Here is a 17,251-nt window from a genome sequence, read left to right as displayed (position 1 = left end):
TTTTGATAGATTTATCTTTTCCTATATTTCTTGTTAATTAGAAATTTAAGTTTAATCCAAGGATGAATGAGATAGGACGTGGATAAAGGTTATTATCAATACCATTAAATACTTCAGGATCAATACCATCGTACTTAGTAATACAGAACACATTGTTTACTGTAGCATACACACGTCCAGATGCCCCCTTATAGTTGCTACCCTTAAAGAGATTAGCAAAAGAGTAGCCTACGGTTAGGTTGTCCATCTTTAGGAAAGAAGCGTTCTGCACCCAACGATCAGAAAGAAGTCCCTTAGTATCTGTTGTTTGCCAACTATTAGCGAGGTTATAAATAGGACGGTTAACAAGTGCCTTCTTATCTCTAAAGATTTCGTTTGAGCTTACGTTCTGTGCATTTGCGAACACATCAGCATATACATAGTTACCAATATTTGCACGAAGAGCGAAACCAAAGTCCCAATTCTTATATTCTGCACGTGTAGCAAAGCCCATTGTTACAGGAGCTGCTGGAGATTTATAGTAATACTTGTCCTCATCGGTTATCTTACCATCCTTATTACGATCTACAACTACACCTTCTAGGGGCTTACCTGCTTCATCGTATGCTTGTTGGAAAACATGGAAAGAATTAACGGCATTACCCACATGTTGTGCTTGTGCATTACCACCTATACCTGCAGAAATACCACCTGTAGGAACAAAGTAATTAGGATCATCACTACTTGCCAAACTTGTTATTTCGTTATGATTATAAGTAATATTATAATCCATTGTCCAGTTGAAATCCTTTTGACTTACAGCCAACCAGTGGATACTTGCTTCAATACCGCTATTTGTCATAGAACCAATGTTCTTCAAAATCATATTTTTGAAGTTTTGCATAGCTGCCACAGCAGTATTATTTAGCATATCAGAGGTTTTGCGATAATACCAGTCGATAGTACCTGTTAGGTGCTGACGCTTAATACCCCAATCAATACCTACATTATAAGAGGTTGTTTTCTCCCAAACCAAGTCTTCATTAATTGCCACTGGGCGTGCCAATGAGCCATCACCAGCGATAGGATAAAGAGATTCGCTACCTGTATTCATACTATAGCTTGTAAAGTAATTGTAATCGCCAATACCTTCCTGCTGACCAGTCTTACCCCAAGATAGGCGAAGTTTCAAGTCAGACAACCATTCAGCTTTTTGCAAGAAAGCTTCGTCCTTTACTCTCCAAGCGAAAGCAAACGATGGGAACATAGCCCAGTGTTTCTTGAAACGAGAAGAACCATCGTCACGAACAGTAGCTGTAAACATATAACGACCGTCCAAGAGAGAGTAGTTAGCACGTCCGAAGAATGATACTAAATAGTTTTCTGTTGCATAATCATAGAATGTTCGCTTATATTCTGTACCAGCCAATTTTGGATCATTGTTGGTTGAAGGGTAATAACCACAATAGCGATTGTGTGTGTTATGCCAGAAGTGCGACCACTCATAACCACCCATAATATCAAAGTGCTGCTTTAGCTTATCATTGAAATCGTGGAAATACTGAGCATACATAGACAACTGTGAGTTGCGCTTTAGCTGTGTTTCCCAACCATGAGAACCATAGTAAATAGCCATAGGAGAGTGAGGATCAACATCTGTCCACTGCTTACCACTAGCCACATCAATACCAGCTGTTAAGTGTAAGCGCAAGTCTTCAAAACCATGTACCTTATAATCAATGTCTGCACTACCTAAGAAGTCGCGACTTATCGAACGATCGTTCTTTAGATTAAGGATAGACATAGGGTTTTTAGGAGCCAAAGAGTAATAAGTCATTGGCCATGTTTTATCATGTAAAGCATCACCGCCATCTAACCATTGGAAGTATCCTCCAAAGTTTTCATAGCCATCTGCCATAATAGGTTGTGTTGGATCGAATGCACGAGCAGCACTAATAGCCTGACCGTCTGCAAAACGGTTTCTTGTCCACATACCTTTAGCATTCAAGTTCACCTTCAAATGATTATCAAGAAAAGATGGGTTTAAGTTTACAGCACCAGTAAAACGTTCAAAACTAGAAGTCTTGATAATACCCTGCTGATTGGTATATCCAACGCTGACACGATAAGGCAACCATGAGCTTGCCATACCTGAAACAGCGATATTATGATCAGTACTTACAGCGGTACGAGTTATCTCGTCTTGCCAGTTTGTATTAGCATTACCCAACTTAGAAACAGCTTCGCTCTTTTCACCAAACAAATTAGTTACAAAGCTACGGAACTGATCACCGTCCATAACTTCAATATTTTTTACCTTTGTACTAACTGTTAAGCTACCATTATACTGAATATTCAAGCCCTTACGACCTTTCTTTGTTGTAATAATGATAACACCATTAGAACCACGAGAACCGTAGATAGCTGTTGCAGAAGCATCTTTTAAAACATTGAAAGACTCAATATCCTGTGGGTTTACCAATGAGAGCGGATTGCTTACACCCTTAATACCCGTCTGATCCATTGCCACACCATCGATTACAATCAATGGATTGTTAGAAGCATTCAGTGAAGATCCACCACGAACTCGGATGTTAGCACCGCTACCCGGAGCACCACCATCGCTAATAACGCTCACACCTGCTACCTTACCAGCTAACATATCTTGTGGGTTAACCACAAGACCCTTGTTTTTAGTATCTGGCTTTAACGCAGCAACCGAACCAGTTAAGTCGCTCTTTTTTACAGCACCATAACCAATAACGACTACTTCGTTCATTTGTTTAGCTTGATCTTCCTTCATTACAAGCACTAGTCCGTCAGTAGCATTTACATGTTGCTTTGCAAAACCAATGTAAGAAATCGTTAGGGGAGTACCGGGTGCCACGTTCAAAACAAAGTTACCATCAAGGTCAGTGGTAGTACCAGTAGTAGTACCATCTACAAGAATTGATGCCCCAATTACTGGCTCACCCGTAGAATCCTTTACATGTCCTTTGATAGTTGATTGCGCAAAAGCGCTAGCAGAAATAACCAACCCTACGGTCAGGGAGGCTAGTCTACTAGGAAAGTTAAACTTACCCTTTTTCATCTTGTTGACTTTAAGTTAATTGTTATTTATTTTATTTGTAGTAATACTTTTACTCGAAGGTTGTAGTATGCAAACACATCACAAGTGATGTATTCACAATGCAAAGATATACAACGAGTTTATATTAGTATTCATTTTCATTTGTTTATTTTGTGTTTTATCTGCGCAAACGTTTGCATCGTTAATTTTTAATAAAGCAATTGATATGCGTCAATGCCTATAACTAATTTATGTATTTTTGTCATGTCATTAAGACAAAGCACTAAATAACATAAAAACGTATGGACGAAACAGCTAAAATCACAATGAAAGATATAGCGAAAAGCCTCGGGGTTTCCGTGGCTACGGTGTCGCGTGCTTTGCAAGACAATCCGCGTATATCGCCAGAAAAGCGCGAACAAATAAGACGGTATGCCGAAGAGCATAACTTCACACCTAATATTTTAGCAGAGAGCCTGCGTAGAAGTAAGGTGCAACCTTTTAAAGTAATAGGGGTAATTCTGCCTCAGTTTACACATTATTATTTTTCCTCTATCCTTTCTGGCATCGAAGACACTGCCTTTGCACGTGGCTACCAGCTTATGGTGGCACAGAGCAATGAAGACTTTGAGCGCGAGGTAAAGATTTGCCAATCGTTTATAAAGGCACAGGTTTGTGGTGTGATTGTATCACAATCGAAGCACACCACCAACGCCAATCACTTTAAAGCATTACAAACAAAGGGCATTCCACTCGTCTTTTTCGATCGTATTAGCACTAGTATTGATGCTAGCCGTGTGGTAGTAGACGACTATATAGGGGCTTTCAATGCTGTAACCCATTTAATAGAAACAGGCTGTAAACACATAGCTTATTATGGGACAGCTGTCGATTTAGAGATAGGCAAAAACCGTTATAATGGCTACCATGACGCTCTGCGCAAACATGGTTTTACGCTTGAAGAAAGCCTTATCCAACGATGCGACAATCGAGAAGATGCCGAAGCCATCACGCCTGTCCTTATGCAGTACCCCACACCACCAGATGCCTTCTTTGCAGTCAACGATGATACCGCTATCGGCATTCTCTATGCGTGCAAACGAATGGGCTATAAAGTACCCGAAGATATTTCCATTTGTGGTTTCACCAATGGACAGCGAGCAACGGCTTGCGACCCTATGCTTACCACTGTGGAGCAACGTGGGCACAAAGTGGGCGAAGAGGCTACTAATATCTTAATAGATAAGGTGGAAGGGATTACACCGAAAAATAAGATAGAAAAGCGAATTGTGCGTACCCGCTTAATACTTCGAGGGACAACAAAAAAAGCTTGAAGAAACGCCATAAAGAGAGTATACTACAAGCAGAAAAAGCTCCGAACAGAAAAATAAAATCGTCAAGACAAATAACAAACTAACTATCAAGATAAATAAAATAATCATGAAGCAAAAACCCAATCTTAGCTTTTGGCAATTATGGAACCTTAGCTTTGGTTTCTTTGGAGTGCAGATAGCTTACGCGCTTCAGAGTGCTAACATTTCACGCATCTTTGCAACACTAGGTGCCGACCCTCATAACCTCAGTTATTTCTGGATACTTCCCCCACTCATGGGTATCCTTGTTCAACCTATTGTGGGAATACTTTCCGACAAAACATGGACACGCTTTGGGCGCCGCATACCTTATTTATTTGTGGGTGCAGCAGCAGCCGTTCTTGTTATGTGCTTGCTTCCTAACGCTGGCTCTTTCGGAATGGCTGTTAGCACAGCTATGGTGTTCGGACTCATTTCCTTGATGTTTCTCGACACTAGCATTAACATGGCAATGCAGCCTTTCAAGATGTTAGTGGGCGATATGGTAAACGAGGAGCAAAAGGGCTTGGCTTATTCCATTCAGAGCTTCCTTTGCAATGCAGGCTCGATAGTGGGCTTTGTGTTCCCCTTCTTCTTTACTTTCATTGGCATTGCCAACACTGCTCCTTCAGGTATCGTCCCCGACTCTGTAGTTTATTCCTTCTACATTGGTGCTGCTATCCTCATCCTCTGTGTCATCTATACAACGTCAAAGGTTAAGGAAATGCCTCCAAAAGAATATGCCGAATACCACAATCTTAATTCAGAGAAGAAGGAAGAAAGCGTGGGTTGGATTACATTATTAAAGAAAGCACCTGCTACTTTCTGGAAAGTGGGCTTGGTACAGTTCTTCAGTTGGTTTGCCTTTATGTATATGTGGACTTATACCAACGGCACTGTAGCTGCTAATTGCTGGGGCGTAGATATGCTAGCCCACAACGCCACTAGTACTATTGGGTATCAAGAAGCAGGCAATTGGGTGGGCGTACTCTTTGCCGTTCAATCCATTGGGTCGGTAGTTTGGGCTATCGTTTTGCCCCAATTTAAGAGTCGCAAAATGGCATACGCACTTTCGCTATTAATTGGAGCCGCAGGCTTTATTATGACAGCTTTCGTTCATGACCAATATATGATGTTCGTACCTTTTGTACTCATTGGTTGTGCATGGGCGGCTATACTTGCAATGCCTTTCACTTTCGTAACCAATGCTTTAGAGGGATACGGACACATGGGTGCTTACTTAGGACTTTTCAACGGTACTATCTGCATTCCACAAATCGTGGCTGCACTTATGGGAGGTGTCCTGCTATCTATCGTAGGATCGGTTCAGAGTAGTATGATGATCCTTGCCGGAGTGGCTTTAATCGCTGGTGCGCTGTGTGTTAGCATCATCAAGGAGCGCAAAGAAATAGCAACTGTTTAATAAAACGTAATCTTTCATACAGCAAAAGGTAAACTTTTAAACGATAAAAACTTATGTTTTGAGCAGAAAAATAAATTAAAAACGGATTAAAAATAAATTAAAAACGAATTAAAAATAAATTATTTTTCTATCCAAAACATCATCTTTTGATAGTTAAAAGGTATGGTTTTACCAAGTTAAAGGTCATATTCTACAACATCAATCAATAAGTTTTCAGTATAAAACCAATATTTCTAACAAGCATAAAAACTAAAGGCGCAAGCCAAAATGATATATGAACATACAGTTTAACATTGAGTACAGCACATTTTATGGGCAAGATCTCATTCTCAACCTTGTTACCAATATACACAAAGGTGAGGTGGAAACGGCTCGCTACAGAATGCACACCACAGATGGTTATCACTGGGGAGTGGAAATTAATAAAGAAGTAAAGCCTGGCACTAGCCTAGAATACTTCTACAGTATAGAAGAGGGCGAAAGGGAAACACGCCGCGAATGGTCGGTATTGCTACATCGCATCACGTTTAGTGCGGAGAATGCTAATGCTTATCACATTTACGACCATTGGAACAATATTCCTGAAAATGCTTTTTTATACAGCTCAGCCATCACCGATAGTGTCTTTAACAAGGCGCAAGAAAAAGTGCCCAATCAAAGATATAACAAAACAATAACGCTTAAAGTACGCGCACCACAGCTTGGCACGGGGGACAAACTGATGCTTTCGGGATCGCATATTTTGCTCGGAGCATGGAACACTAAGCGGGCTTTGCCTATGGTGCAACACAATACTAACGAGTGGAGCATTGATATTGATGCTACAAGCTTGCTTCCTGGCACAATCGATTTCAAACTCTTTATAAGCAATGACGAGAAAGAGTATACACCGCTTTGGGAAAGCCGTGATAACCGAACAATAGAAATTATAGCAATGGAAGAGGGCAACGCCATTGCTATGGAGCTAGACGAAGCTGCGTTTGCTATGCCTCCTGTGCGTGTGGCAGGCACATTAGTACCAGTATTCTCACTACGATCGGAGGATAGTTTCGGTGTGGGCGACTTTGGTGATTTAAAGAAAATGATCGACTGGGTGAGCCTTACCAAGCAACGTGCGTTGCAAATTTTGCCTATCAATGATACCACCATTACCCATACATGGACGGACTCATACCCCTATTCGTGTATCTCTATCTTTGCACTCCACCCACAGTATGTCGATCTTACTTTGCTCCCAGCTATCAAGGACACAAAGAAAAAGAAGCACTATGAAGTGTTGCGTAAGGAGCTAAATGCGCTTACACAGATTGATTATGAACGTGTAAACGAAGCAAAAACAGCTTACCTACAAGATATATTTGAGCAAGAAGGTAAGAAGGTTTTAGGGAGTGCAGCGTTTAAGAAATTCTTCAAAGAGGAAGAGAGTTGGTTGGTACCTTATGCGCAATACTGCTTGTTAAGAGAAAAATTTGGTACAGCAGATTTCTCTACATGGGGTACTAACCAGCAGTGGAACGAAGCCGATCGTCAGGCTTTAAGCTCACCAAAAGAAAAGGCTTTCGAGGAAGTGGCTTTCTACTATTATGTACAATTTATATTGAGTTCACAACTAAAGGCTGTACATACCTATGCACAAGCACACCATGTTATCTTAAAAGGCGATATTCCTATCGGTGTAAACCGCTATGGTTGTGATGTTTGGGCAGAACCTCGCTATTTCAATCTCAATGGACAAGCTGGTGCTCCACCCGATGATTTCTCTGTAAATGGTCAGAATTGGGGATTCCCTACCTACAATTGGGACGAGATGGTAAAGGACGATTGCCGCTGGTGGGTACGTCGCTTCCAAAATATGTCGAAGTATTTTGATGCTTATCGCATCGACCACGTGTTGGGCTTTTTCCGCATTTGGGAAATACCCGTTAATTCTGTTCACGGTTTGTTAGGACAGTTCTCGCCATCGTTAGGTATGAGTCGTGAGGAGGTAGAGGGCTATGGCTTGCAATGGCAAGAAGAATTTTTCACCGAACCATTTATTACCGACTGGATTTTGGAGCGTATCTTTGGCGAGCATACCAACTATGTGCGCAACACATACGTAGAACGTACATGGGGCGATAGGTATAAGATGCGTGAGGAGTTTGACACACAACGCAAGGTGGAAGCTGCTTTCGAAGGCAAGAATACCCCTACGGACAACTGGATACGTGAGGGACTTTACGCCTTAATCAGCAATGTCCTCTTTGTGCGTGATCATAAGAATTGGCACTTGTTCCACCCACGCATCACAGCTCAATTGTCATTGATTTACGAAAGTTTGTACGATCATGACAAGGCAACCTTCAACCGTCTTTACAACGATTACTATTACCGCCGCAACAATCAGTTTTGGTATCAAGAGGCGATGAAAAAGCTCCCTAAGCTTATCAATGCCACAAGAATGTTGGTATGTGCCGAAGACTTAGGCATGATCCCTGATTGTGTGGCATGGGTTATGAACGAATTGAAAGTGTTAAGCCTAGAAATTCAAAGTATGCCCAAGGATCCAAAAGTGCGCTTCGGCTATTTAGCACAAAACCCATATCGCAGTGTTTGCACCATTTCTACTCATGATATGGCAACACTTAGACAATGGTGGGACGAGGATTGGGATCGTGCTCAGGCTTATTTTAATAGTATGCTACAACAAGGAGGGCCAGCTCCTCACCCATTACCGGGGTGGTTAGCACGCGACATTGTGAGTCGTCATCTTAACTCGCCTTCAATGCTTTGCATCTTAGGTATACAAGACTGGATGAGCATTGACGAACAATTGCGCTTAGAAGATCCCAACGCTGAACGCATAAACATCCCTGCTAACCCTAAGCATTATTGGCGTTACAGAATGCACATCAACATAGAAGACTTAATGAAGAGAAACGATTTCACTAGTAATGTGGTCGATTTGGTTTGTTCTTCGTATAGATAATGATAACCTAGACCTTGATGTTTTTAGAAGCATCAAGGTCTTTAGCAAATAAAAAAATATGAGAATAAGACATTACTTAGTTGCTGCCTTTGCTTCTATTTTACTAGCACAAGGGGTAAAAGCACAGGGTATTTTCAACGAAGTGAGCTACACTAAACAAGCCACTACATTCTGCCTTAATGCGCCTTCGAAGCCTGTTTTACGTCTTTATAAAGATGGACAAAAAGGAAAAGCGTATAAAAAGGTGAAGATGAAGGAGATTGGAAAAGACAAATGGAGCGCTACGGTGAATGGCGACCTGCGTGGCATTTTCTACACGTTTGACATTGGCAAGGGTGAAACTCCTGGTGTTTTCGCTAAGGCAGTAGGCGTGAATGGCAAGCGAGGAGCTGTGGTAGCTATGAAGGAAACTAACCCAACAGGGTGGGAAACCGACCAAAGAGTGCCTACAAAGAGTTTTGCCGATATTGTGATTTATGAGATGCACCACCGCGATTTCTCTATAGATCCATCTTCAGGATTGGTACATAAGGGCAAGTTTCTTGCCTTAACAGAACAGAAAGCTATCAAGCATTTGAAGGAATTGGGCATCAATGCGGTGCATATCTTGCCTTCATTCGATTATGCTTCGGTAGATGAGTCGCAACCAAATGTGCCTCAATATAATTGGGGCTACGACCCATTAAACTATAATGTGCCAGAGGGTAGCTACTCGTATGATGCAAATTCGCCTACAAGACGTATTACGGAGTTTAAGCAAATGGTGCAGGCTTTGCACAAGGCAGGCATTCGCGTAATCCTTGATGTGGTATATAATCACACTATGGACATCGCAAATAGCAACTTTGAACGTACTTATCCACGAGCTTATTATCGCTACACTGCAGATGGAAAGCCTAGCAATGGCAGTGGTTGTGGTAACGAAACGGCTAGCGAAAAGCCTTTGATGCGCCAGTTTATCCTAGAGAGTGTGAAGTATTGGGTGGACGAATATCATATTGATGGATTTCGTTTTGACCTTATGGGGGTGCATGATATTGAAACTATGAATGAGGTTCGCAAAGAACTTTCAGCCATCGACCCACAGATATTTATCTATGGTGAGGGGTGGAGTGCTGGTACTTGTGCCATTCCTACCGAACAGTTGGCTATAAAAGCAAATACCCCTAAACTACATGGTATTGCTGCTTTCTCTGACGATTTGCGTGATGCGCTACGCGGTCCTTTCTCCGATGATCATCAAGCAGGTTTCCTCGGTGGTGTAAAAGGCTTAGAGGAAAGTGTGAAAGCAGGCATCGCTGGTATGGTAGCTCATCCACAAGTGGACTATTCAAAGGTAAACTATTCTAAACAGCCTTGGGCACTTCAACCTACACAAATGATAGCTTATGTGAGTTGCCATGACGATATGTGCCTTGTCGATCGCATCAAAACATCTATTCCTGAAGCAGAGTACGACAAGGAAGCACTGATACGCTTGGATAAATTGGCTCAAACAGCGGTGTTTACTTCACAAGGTATTCCGTTTATGTTGTCAGGTGAAGAGATGTTAAGAGATAAGAAAGGGGTGCATAATTCATTTAAATCGCCTGACTCAATCAATCATCTTGATTGGAACAACCTAACAACTTACCCCGATGTATTCGATTATTACAAAGGATTGATAGCACTTAGAAAGGCACATAAAGCCTTTCGCTTGGGTGATGCAAACCTTGTTCGTCAGCACCTAGAATTTTTACCAACGCAAGACTGTTTAGTAGCTTTCCGACTTAAAAATCATGCAGGAGGCGACCAATGGAAAGACATTTATGTGATCCTTAATGGTAGCAATGACCTCAAATCGGTACAAATCCCAACAGGAAAATATACTATTGTCTGCGCAAATGGACAGGTAAAAGAGAGTGGTCTTGGTGAGATGGAAGGGGGTGAAGTGATGATAGATCGCCAATCAGCACTGATCCTACACAACTAAGAGTATTGAAATCTTATAATAAGCCTATTTTAATATAACTCCTATAACTCATTATCACAATATGAAGAAAGAAGCATTTTTAATGATTTTAGCGAGCTTAATGTTCCTAACAACTAACACAGAAGCACAAAAAAGAACTACTATCGATCGCATAGAACCCACTAATTGGTATGTGGGAATGCAAGATCCTAGCTTACAACTTATGATATATGGAGAAGGTATCAAAACAGCTAATGTGCAAATAGAGGGTGGAGGCGTAAAACTCGACTCTATAGTTCGCCTTGATTCGCCTAATTATCTCCTCTTATATCTTAATCTTTCAGATGCAAAGGCAGGACAGATTAAGCTCAACTTTACTAATAAAGGTAAGAAATTCTCAAAGCCATACGAGCTAAAAACACGACAAATGGCAGGGAAAGACCGTAAGGGATTTGACAATACCGATGTGCTTTATCTATTGATGCCCGATCGTTTTGCTAACGGAAATCCTAAAAACGATGTGATAAAAGGTATGCGCGACCAACTGTGTAACCGACAAGAACCAAGCCTAAGACATGGTGGCGACTTGGAAGGTGTTCGCCAACACCTCGATTATTTCACATCGCTTGGTGTTACAGCACTATGGTTTACCCCTGTACTTGAAAACGATATGCCTGCGGAAAACGGTAAGCATAGCTCGTATCATGGTTATGCTACTACCAATTATTACCGTGTAGATCCACGCTTTGGAACGAATGAAGACTATAAAAATCTTATTGAAGCGTGCCATAGCAAAGGTATGAAAGTAGTGATGGATATGATCTTTAACCATTGCGGAAGTTATCACCCTTGGAACAAAGATATGCCTTCAAAGGACTGGTTTAACTATCCAAATTATGGCTTACAAACTTCTTTTAAACTCAACTCGGTCTTAGATCCTTATGCTAGTAAAGTGGATTTAGACGAAACTACGAATGGATGGTTTGTCGCATCTATGCCCGATCTTAATCAAAAGAACCCTTATGTGATGAAGTATTTGATACAAAACTCAGTATGGTGGATTGAAAATGCAGGTATTGATGGTATCAGAATGGATACCTACCCATATACTGACCGTGATGCTATGGCGCATTGGTTAGAGGTGCTTAACAAAGAATATCCTAACTTTAATACTGTTGGTGAAACATGGGTTACCGAACCTTCTTACACAGCTGCATGGCAAAAAGACAGTAAGCTGAGCGATAAAAACAGCAACCTAAAGTCAGTGATGGACTTTGCTTTCTTCGACCGTATCAACCGAATAAAGCATGAAGAAACTAATCAATGGGATGACGGGTTTGCCAAGATTTATACCTCTTTAGGGCTAGACTATCTCTATCCTAACCCAGCTAGTGTGCTAGCATTTGTCGAAAACCATGATACTGACCGCTTCTTAGGCGATGAAAAGGATGCTACCTTCCTAAAACAAGCCTATGCGCTGTTGCTCACAATGAAGCGTACACCACAATTATATTATGGCTCTGAGATCTTAATGAATGGTACAAAAGCCGTTACTGATGGTAATGTACGTAAGGATTTCCCTGGTGGTTTTGCAGGAGATACTCAAAATAAGTTTACCAAAGAAGGCAGAACTACTGCTGAAAACGCTATGTTCGACTGGGTTTCTCGTTTGCTACAATGGCGAAAAGGCAATGAAGTGATTAGCAAAGGCACACAAACGCAATTTGTTCCGCTCAAAGGAATCTATGTTTTGGCACGTCAATATGGTGGGAAAACGGTAATGACAGTGGAGAATGGAACACGCAAAGAAGCTCAGCTACAAGTAAAACACTATGCTGAGTTGATAGGATCTGCCACTGTTGCCACAGATATTCTCACTGGTCAGAAAGTGGATCTCACACAGAACATTACGCTCCCACAAAGCGGTGTGATGATATTAGAGTTCTAAAAAGATAGCACATAACAAGTGGTGGTAAGTATAATTGTTAAAATACTTATCACCACTTATCATTTCTACTACCAAATATTACAAAAAATAACGCCAAAACTCTCTAGCGAGCTCTGGCGTTTAATGTATGTTTAATAATATAAAAAGTTCGTGTTTAAAAGAAGGGAGCCTCACGGTTGCCTTTGTTATTCCTGAACAATCTTATTAAACATTTACCTAAATAAAATAACTAAAAACCTAAATCTATTATTACTAACCTAAACAATCTATTAACCTTTTGATGATGCAAAGGTATGCAGAAGTTTAGAAAGCCGCAAGGGGAAAACCCTACTTTTTTAGGAAAAACCCTATTTTCTTGATATAAGTCAAACGCAATTGTGTGCGTAAACACTAGCAAGTTACATTTTTATCGTTTATGACCTACTTTACAAAAACAACTCCTTTACCACACAACTATATATATGCAACAAAAATATTATATACTCGTTTTGTTGTAATAAATATACAACCTCACCGCCGTTAGTATTCTAAAAATACCCTATTTTTACTTTAAACCCACGCAATTACTTTGTGAAGTTCAACCTTTTTGTGTAAGTTTGCACATACTTGTAACTGCTTTTCAGAGGCAATAACGAGTTCGAACCAAATAAATATAGCACAATGCGCATTCTAATTGTAAATACAAGCGAACAGACGGGTGGTGCTGCTGTGGCTGCTAATCGTCTCCTTAACGCCTTAAACAAGCAAGGTGTAAAGGCAAAGATGCTAGTACGAGAGAAAGAAACCGACAAACTTACAGTTGTTGGACTTCGTAAATCGTGGCGAACAAAATGGCACTTTTTGTGGGAACGCCTGTGCATTTATGCTAAACTTCACTTCAACAAGCAACACCTTTTCGAAATAGATATTGCCAATTCTGGGGTGGATATAACCAAGCTTCCAGAATTTAAAGAAGCCGATGTCATTCATTTGTCGTGGATAAACCAAGGTATGCTATCGCTCGATGGTATTCAAAAGATTATCAAGTCGGGGAAAGCCATAATATGGACTATGCACGATCTGTGGCCAGCAACAGCTATTTGCCACTATGCGCGTGGCTGCAAATACTACGAAGAAGGATGCCATAACTGCTCACTTCTTCCCTACGGTGGCTCAAATAATGATCTTGCAGCCACTGTATGGAATAAAAAAAGCAAGGTATATGATCGTGGACATATCTATTTTGTAACATGCAGTAGATGGCTTTGCAGGGAAGCAAAACGCAGCAAACTATTAAAAGAACATGCTGTACAGAGCATTCCCAACCCTATTGATACCACTATTTTCTTACCACAAGACAAGTATGAAGCACGCAAAAAACTAGGTATTCCTACAGATAAAAACGTGATACTCTTCGTTTCCCAGCGTGTTACCGACACGAGAAAGGGTATGGAACTCTTCATTGAGGCTATCGAACAAATATCGAAAGAGCACCCAGCAATGAAGGAAAACACCTGCATTACCATTCTTGGTGGACATGCTGAAGAGATTGCCAACAAGCTTGCTTTGCCTACATATCCTCTCGGATATGTAGCCGACCAAGAAAAAATCCGCGATGTATATAACGCTGCTAATGTCTTTGTTTTACCTTCACTTGAGGATAATCTACCCAACACTATTATGGAAGCTATGGCATGTGGCATTCCTTGTGTTAGCTTCAAAGTGGGCGGAATACCAGAGATGATTGACCATTTAGAAAATGGCTATGTTGCAAAAGAGCGCGATGCAGCCGATCTAGCAAAAGGCATTCATTGGGTGCTTTCCGATGCCGACTACCTGCATCTCTCCACATCAGCCGTAGGAAAGGTGCAACATACGTATTCCGAACGCAATGTAGCCGAGCAATATATCAATGTATATTATGAAGCTTTAGCTTACAAAAATTATAAATTATGATTACTTTCTCCGTCGTAACCATTACCTACAACGCCGAAAAAGTTTTGCAGCCTACCCTTGACAGTGTGCTTATGCAAGACTATTCTCATGTAGAGCATATCATTATAGATGGTGCTTCAAAGGATAATACGGTGCAAATGGCACGCGACTACCAAGCCTTTTCTGACAAAGCAGAGAATGGACACACAGTCTTGATACAGAGCGAACCCGATAAAGGGCTTTACGATGCAATGAATAAAGGCTTACAAAAAGCCACAGGAACTTACATTGTTTTCCTCAACGCTGGCGATCGTTTTCCAGACACAGAAACATTGGATAAAGTGGCTACAGTAGCCCTTCCGGGAGATGGGGAGGAAAGTCCTGCTGTGGTATATGGCAATACCGACATTATTGACAAAGACGGTATCTTTCTTTATCACCGCCATTTAGAGCCTCCAGAAGAGCTTACATGGCAATCGTTCGAAGAAGGGATGCTCGTGTGTCATCAAGCCTTTTATGCACGAACAGACATAGCCAAAAAGCTACCTTACAATACACGCTATCGCTATTCGTCAGATGTGGATTGGTGCATTAGGGTGATGAAAGAGGGCGAACGTCATGGCTTGTCTCTACGAAACGTGCATGCCGTAGTGGCAAACTATCTCGAAGAGGGACAAACAACACAACATCATCGTGCATCATTGATAGAGCGTTACAAGGTAATGTGTAAGCATTATGGGGTAATAAAAACTACTTTCCACCACTTAGGTTTCTTGGTTCGCAACGTTATGAAGAAATAAAAAGCGATTTTTTCGCTATCCGATCATAAGAATAACATAGTAATAAGGAAAAAAGATGAAAACAACAAGGATGGCTATTATTATTACTTTAGCAGCCGTAAGCCTATCGGCTAGTGCGCAAAGTCAATACAGCGGTGTGGCAGGAGCTTCACCCAACTTAGTGAAAAAGAATAGTGGTACGGTAAGAACTAAAACTGTTACCACCGTAACTACAACTACTACAACACGTACAACAACTGTTCCTACGCCTCAACACACCAAGACTACCACAACAGAAAGCCCCGACTCTGGTGAGCTACAAGCCAGACATGGTCTGAAAGAATTTGGAAAAGGTGTCAGCACTGTGGCTAAACGCGAGTGGAAAACGCTGGGTGAAGCGACGAGAAAAGTTGGACAAAGTGGTAAGAAATTCTTTAAAAAGCTTGGCAAGGGCATCTCCGATTCTTTCAAAAAGGATAGCGTTGCAACAAAGTAAAACACGCAACTGTTACATTTTTGCTACTTGTATATTCTTTTACAGTAGCACTTTCATTAGCGCATCAGCTATCTATACATAAACAGTTGATAATCAAAACCCACATAAGAGATAATATTTTATGAGGTAAAACATCATCTTTTACAACTCAAAAGATGATGTTTTACTTTACTATTGTATATTTTTACTACTCAACTTTTCTGTTCCGCTTACTTTTATTTTTCCATTTTTGAAACCGAAAAGAGAAAATAAAATGCCTTCCGAAAGTTGTTATATCACTTTCGGAAGGCATTTTGGCATGAGTATAGATATAAACTTTTTTATGTAGTTATGCGTCTTGTAGCCCTTATTGGCTTATAAGCAACCGAAGTTCAGAGTTACTGTTTGGTTAGTCTGAATAGGCTTACCATTTACTGTAGCAGGCTCCCAAAGAGGCATACCCACTTCTTTCCAAGGCTTCTTCCACAAATGTTTTAGCTGGACATCGGGAGCTATTTTTGTTTTGGTAGTCATAAATCGTACAGCCTCTTTCTTATATTCAGCTAACCTTTTAGCGATAAAAGCCTGACGCTTTGCTTGTGTCATCTTATTATATTGAGAACCACTTGCCTCAACATTCTTCACTTTTACCACGTGAGCACCAGTTACCTGACCATCGAACATCACTGTGAAACGTACAACAAGATCCGCTTTTACATTCGCTTTCTTATCGCAAAACACACCTTTAAGATGCTCTATCGTATAATCATCGAATGCTCTTTGCCCGCCTTTAAATTGTGCTTTAGGGCTATTATTGTCTAATACGCTTGCGGTGTTGATACTTTCTAACGTTTCCTTTAGTTTGGTTACTTCAGTAATTCCTAGAATGATCTTGCCGTTAGGATCGATCAAATACATCAGTGGGATCCAGTTTACTTTATAGAGTTGGTCGATAACAGAACCCTTTTTCCACTTTTTTAGCTCGCTCACCTGTGTCCAAGCCATCTGGTAAGTACCCCAATAAGTCTTTGCCCAACGCTCTTTGTCGGTATCAAACGAGATGCCTAGGAAGTTCACTCCTTGTGTAGAATATTTGCTATAAAGCTCCTTCATAGCAGGAATATCTTTACGACAGTCAGGACACCAACTAGCCCAAAAGTCGATAACAAGATATTTTCCGCGGAAATCGCTTAATCTAATTGTGCGATTATCGTAAGTTTTTAGGCTAAAGTTAGGTGCTATTGTGCCTGGTTGGAGTAAGTCTTTGGCATAAGTAGCATCGGTGTTTACAGTTTGTGCTGTTGTGTTATTTTGTGCGTTTGTTGTTCCTAGACAAAGCAACAACATGCTTGCTAGTGCTAATAAACTTCGTTTCATACGGCTGATATATTA

10 protein-coding genes are annotated in these 17,251 nt (G+C 40.9%); 8 read left to right on the top strand and 2 right to left on the bottom strand.

Going from position 1 to position 17,251, the window contains the following annotated elements; genetic code table 11:
* Positions 1-37 precede the first annotated feature (37 nt).
* Positions 38-3,070 carry a SusC/RagA family TonB-linked outer membrane protein gene (locus PREBIDRAFT_RS06210; protein WP_004336366.1) on the bottom strand — a complete coding sequence of 1,011 codons (3,033 nt, stop codon included), beginning with the start codon at positions 3,068-3,070 and terminating at the stop codon, positions 38-40.
* A 281-nt stretch (positions 3,071-3,351) separates the two neighbouring features.
* Between PREBIDRAFT_RS06210 and PREBIDRAFT_RS06205 the strand changes: the two genes are divergently transcribed.
* From PREBIDRAFT_RS06205 to PREBIDRAFT_RS06170, 8 genes are all read left to right on the top strand, one after another.
* Positions 3,352-4,383, top strand: a complete 1,032-nt coding sequence (locus PREBIDRAFT_RS06205; protein ID WP_004336364.1) for a LacI family DNA-binding transcriptional regulator — start codon at positions 3,352-3,354, stop codon at positions 4,381-4,383.
* A gap of 106 nt (positions 4,384-4,489) precedes the next feature.
* The gene (locus PREBIDRAFT_RS06200) at positions 4,490-5,824 is read left to right on the top strand and encodes an SLC45 family MFS transporter (protein ID WP_004336362.1); all 1,335 of its coding nucleotides are present in this window, start codon (positions 4,490-4,492) and stop codon (positions 5,822-5,824) included.
* 274 nt (positions 5,825-6,098) lie between these two features.
* A complete protein-coding gene (locus tag PREBIDRAFT_RS06195) occupies positions 6,099-8,792 on the top strand; it encodes a 4-alpha-glucanotransferase (RefSeq protein ID WP_004336360.1) in 2,694 nt (897 codons plus the stop codon).
* Positions 8,793-8,850: 58 nt separating this feature from the next.
* Positions 8,851-10,764 (top strand): type I pullulanase, encoded by a 1,914-nt coding sequence (pulA, locus tag PREBIDRAFT_RS06190; protein WP_004336357.1) that lies wholly within the window; start codon positions 8,851-8,853, stop codon positions 10,762-10,764.
* Positions 10,765-10,825: 61 nt separating this feature from the next.
* A complete protein-coding gene (locus PREBIDRAFT_RS06185) occupies positions 10,826-12,691 on the top strand; it encodes a glycoside hydrolase family 13 protein (protein WP_004336355.1) in 1,866 nt (621 codons plus the stop codon).
* A gap of 660 nt (positions 12,692-13,351) precedes the next feature.
* A complete protein-coding gene (locus tag PREBIDRAFT_RS06180; protein ID WP_004336353.1) occupies positions 13,352-14,626 on the top strand; it encodes a glycosyltransferase family 4 protein in 1,275 nt (424 codons plus the stop codon).
* Complete coding sequence (locus tag PREBIDRAFT_RS06175) at positions 14,623-15,405, top strand: glycosyltransferase family 2 protein (RefSeq protein WP_004336351.1); 783 nt, start codon at positions 14,623-14,625, stop codon at positions 15,403-15,405. The genes PREBIDRAFT_RS06180 and PREBIDRAFT_RS06175 overlap by 4 nt, the downstream gene beginning before the upstream one ends.
* A gap of 55 nt (positions 15,406-15,460) precedes the next feature.
* Positions 15,461-15,880 (top strand): hypothetical protein, encoded by a 420-nt coding sequence (locus PREBIDRAFT_RS06170; protein ID WP_004339489.1) that lies wholly within the window; start codon positions 15,461-15,463, stop codon positions 15,878-15,880.
* 354 nt (positions 15,881-16,234) lie between these two features.
* Here the strand turns inward: PREBIDRAFT_RS06170 and PREBIDRAFT_RS06165 are convergent, their stop codons facing one another.
* On the bottom strand, positions 16,235-17,236 hold the full coding sequence (locus tag PREBIDRAFT_RS06165; RefSeq protein ID WP_004339488.1) for a peroxiredoxin family protein: 1,002 nt from the start codon (positions 17,234-17,236) through the stop codon (positions 16,235-16,237).
* Positions 17,237-17,251 lie beyond the last annotated feature (15 nt).

The sequence above is a fragment of the Prevotella bivia DSM 20514 genome, assembly GCF_000262545.1.
Lineage (GTDB): Bacteria > Bacteroidota > Bacteroidia > Bacteroidales > Bacteroidaceae > Prevotella > Prevotella bivia.
Note: the sequence above shows the minus strand (reverse complement) of the source record. Positions and strands in the feature narration are given on the sequence as shown.

Excerpts from the sequence above, each read along its gene's own strand:
- PREBIDRAFT_RS06210 (WP_004336366.1), bottom strand. The coding sequence starts at position 3,070 with ATGAAAAAGGGTAAGTTTAACTTTCCTAGTAGACTAGCCTCCCTGACC.
- PREBIDRAFT_RS06205 (WP_004336364.1), top strand. The coding sequence starts at position 3,352 with ATGGACGAAACAGCTAAAATCACAATGAAAGATATAGCGAAAAGCCTC.
- PREBIDRAFT_RS06200 (WP_004336362.1), top strand. The coding sequence starts at position 4,490 with ATGAAGCAAAAACCCAATCTTAGCTTTTGGCAATTATGGAACCTTAGC.
- PREBIDRAFT_RS06195 (WP_004336360.1), top strand. The coding sequence starts at position 6,099 with ATGAACATACAGTTTAACATTGAGTACAGCACATTTTATGGGCAAGAT.
- pulA (WP_004336357.1), top strand. The coding sequence starts at position 8,851 with ATGAGAATAAGACATTACTTAGTTGCTGCCTTTGCTTCTATTTTACTA.
- PREBIDRAFT_RS06185 (WP_004336355.1), top strand. The coding sequence starts at position 10,826 with ATGAAGAAAGAAGCATTTTTAATGATTTTAGCGAGCTTAATGTTCCTA.
- PREBIDRAFT_RS06180 (WP_004336353.1), top strand. The coding sequence starts at position 13,352 with ATGCGCATTCTAATTGTAAATACAAGCGAACAGACGGGTGGTGCTGCT.
- PREBIDRAFT_RS06175 (WP_004336351.1), top strand. The coding sequence starts at position 14,623 with ATGATTACTTTCTCCGTCGTAACCATTACCTACAACGCCGAAAAAGTT.
- PREBIDRAFT_RS06170 (WP_004339489.1), top strand. The coding sequence starts at position 15,461 with ATGAAAACAACAAGGATGGCTATTATTATTACTTTAGCAGCCGTAAGC.
- PREBIDRAFT_RS06165 (WP_004339488.1), bottom strand. The coding sequence starts at position 17,236 with ATGAAACGAAGTTTATTAGCACTAGCAAGCATGTTGTTGCTTTGTCTA.